This window comes from Asanoa siamensis (genome assembly GCF_016862555.1).
GTDB lineage: Bacteria > Actinomycetota > Actinomycetes > Mycobacteriales > Micromonosporaceae > Asanoa > Asanoa siamensis.
This window is the reverse complement of record NZ_BONE01000183.1, coordinates 1-2,296: the sequence shown is the minus strand read 5'-3', so window position 1 is coordinate 2,296 and position 2,296 is coordinate 1. Positions and strand designations below refer to the sequence as shown.

The window sequence follows — 2,296 nt, the reverse complement described above, 5'->3', positions numbered from 1 at the left end:
GGCGGGTGTGGCCGGTGACCCGATCGGCCTGTCGACACCGGGTCAGCACCACGTCTTCTACCGCGCCGCCGACGGCACGCTCGCGCACCGCTTCGTCAACGACGCGAACGGCTCGCGCGGCTTCGACAACTGGGGCGGTGCCCTCGCCCCCGAGCCGCTCTGAGGAGCGAATGGGAAAACGATTTCTGGCCGGTAGAGTGCGGTGATGGTCACGATCTACGACGTCGCGCAACGGGCGGCGGTCTCGCCGGCGACGGTGTCCCGGGTGCTCAACGGCCGGTCCAGTGTCGACCCCGACCTCGTCGCCCGGGTGCGGCAGGCGGTCGACGAGCTCGACTACCGGCCGAACGCGGTGGCCCGGAACCTGCGCCGCAGCCGCACCACGCTGTGGGCCGTGGTCATCTCCGACGTCGGCAACCCGTTCTTCACCTCGCTCGTGCGCGGCGTCGAGGACGTCGCGCAACGGGCGGGCTACTCGGTGGTGCTGTGCAACACCGACGAGGACCCGGCGAAGGAGGCCCGGTACGTCACCGCGGCGCTGGCCGACCGCATGGCCGGCGTCATCATCTCGGTCGCGGGCCGCTCCACGGCCCAGGTCAGCCGCCTACTCTCGGCGGGGGTCCCGGTGGTCGCGATCGACCGCGAGATCGCGGGGGTCCAGGTCGACACGGTCCTGGTCGACAACGCCCACGGCGCGGAACTGGCCACGGGCCACCTGCTGGACGGTGGCTACCAACGGGTCGCCTGCATCACGGGCCCGCGCCGGGTCTCGACGGCGGTGCAACGGCTGCGCGGTTACCAGAAGGCCTTGCGCAGCCGCGGCGTGCCGGTGCGGGAGCACCTGGTGCGCTACTCGGACTTCCGCGAGGAAGGCGGCTACGCCGCGATGGCATCGCTGCTGGACGAGGCCGACCCGCCGGACGCGGTCTTCGCGGCGAACAACCTGATGACGGTCGGCGCGGTCGAATGCCTGACGAACCGCGGCATCGCGGTCCCGACCCAGGCGGGCGTGGTCGGCTTCGACGACATCCCGTGGGCGGACCTGGTCCGCCCGTCACTCACGACGGTGGCGCAGCCGACCTACGAACTGGGCCGCACGGCGGCGGTCCTGCTGGCGGAACGCCTGACGGAGCCGGGCCGCGCCCCGTCGACGGTCACGCTGCACACGCAACTCAAGGTCCGCGAAAGCTCCACCCGCGGCGCCTGACCCGTTCCACCCGGTGGCACGGCAGGCATACCGTCGGTGGCGGAGGTGATGGCCATGATGGACGGTCCTGGAGCGGTGCTATTGGCCGGCCTGCTGGTGCTTCTCGTGGCGGTCGCGGTCGCGGTGGTCGCGGCGCGCCGCCGCGCGGCCCGTGCGGCGGACCCACGGCTGGCGGGCCGCGCCGCTCTGCGCGGCATGAACCGCGACCACCGCCGCCTCCGCAAGGACAACCTCCGCGGCGAAGGCGGCGGCGGCATCTTCGACGCCGGCGGCGGCTCCCCCGGCGGGGGCGCCGACTGACCGGCCACCGACGAGCGCCGGCCGGTCGCGGTCATCGGGCGACGGCAGCCAGCGCCGACCCGCCCTTCCCAGCGAGGGCGGCCTCGCGCGGTGTGTCCGGTGGTCAGCCGAACAGGTCGCGGAGGACCTGGATCGTGCGGATCTGGTCTTCGACTCCGCCGCCGTCGTGGTCGTTGTAGGGCCAGACCGTGATGTCGTGCGGGCCCGACCAGACGTTGTGCGCCGCGTAGACCGTGGACGGTGGGCAGATCGGGTCCATCAGCGCCACCGAGAACGAACCCCGGCAGGTTGCGCGGCGGGCGAAGGACGTGCCGTCGAAGTAGGCCAGCGTCGCGAACGCCTGGGCCGTCTTCGTGCGGTGCGTGGCGCACCAGCGGACGATCTCCGCGTACGGGTTCGCGTCCGTGATGGTCGTGGCCCGCTTGAACGCCGACAGGAACGGCACGTGCGGGATGGCCGCCGCGATGTCGGTGCGCAACCCCGCCACCGCGACCGAGAGCGCGCCGCCCTGGCTGCGGCCCGTGACCGCGATCCGGGCCGCGTCCACCGACGGGTGCGCCGCCGCCGCCTCGACCGCCCGGTAGGCGTCGACGTAGAGCCGGCGGTAGTAGTAGTCGTGCGGGTCCAGGATCCCTCGGGTGACGTAACCCGGCACCGCCGGCCCGGACGCGCCCGGGTCCGGGGTGTCGCCCGTCCGCCACGTGCTGCCCTGGCCACGCGTGTCCATCACGAAGTGCGCGTAGCCCGCGCTCGCGTACGCCAGCCACTCCAGCGGCTCGCCGCGGCCGC

General features: G+C 73.4%; 3 protein-coding genes and 1 pseudogene. 3 read left to right on the top strand and 1 reads right to left on the bottom strand.

Going from position 1 to position 2,296, the window contains the following annotated elements; all coding sequences use genetic code 11:
* From Asi02nite_RS41095 to Asi02nite_RS41085, 3 genes and pseudogenes are all read left to right on the top strand, one after another.
* Positions 1–163, top strand: a pseudogene (locus tag Asi02nite_RS41095) (peptidoglycan DD-metalloendopeptidase family protein); the annotation flags it as partial.
* A gap of 42 nt (positions 164–205) precedes the next feature.
* Positions 206–1,207 carry a LacI family DNA-binding transcriptional regulator gene (locus tag Asi02nite_RS41090; RefSeq protein ID WP_203719457.1) on the top strand — a complete coding sequence of 334 codons (1,002 nt, stop codon included), beginning with the start codon at positions 206–208 and terminating at the stop codon, positions 1,205–1,207.
* 54 nt (positions 1,208–1,261) lie between these two features.
* The gene (locus tag Asi02nite_RS41085) at positions 1,262–1,507 is read left to right on the top strand and encodes a hypothetical protein (RefSeq protein ID WP_203719456.1); all 246 of its coding nucleotides are present in this window, start codon (positions 1,262–1,264) and stop codon (positions 1,505–1,507) included.
* Between the two features lie 103 nt (positions 1,508–1,610).
* On the opposite strand, the gene Asi02nite_RS41080 is transcribed toward Asi02nite_RS41085, so the two are convergent.
* Positions 1,611–2,296 (bottom strand): acetylxylan esterase (locus Asi02nite_RS41080; RefSeq protein ID WP_203719455.1); only part of this gene is annotated, 686 nt, incomplete at its 5' end.

What these genes read in the sequence shown, in the direction of transcription:
- Asi02nite_RS41090 (WP_203719457.1), top strand. Translation starts at nt 206, where the DNA reads ATGGTCACGATCTACGACGTCGCGCAACGGGCGGCGGTCTCGCCGGCG.
- Asi02nite_RS41085 (WP_203719456.1), top strand. Translation starts at nt 1,262, where the DNA reads ATGATGGACGGTCCTGGAGCGGTGCTATTGGCCGGCCTGCTGGTGCTT.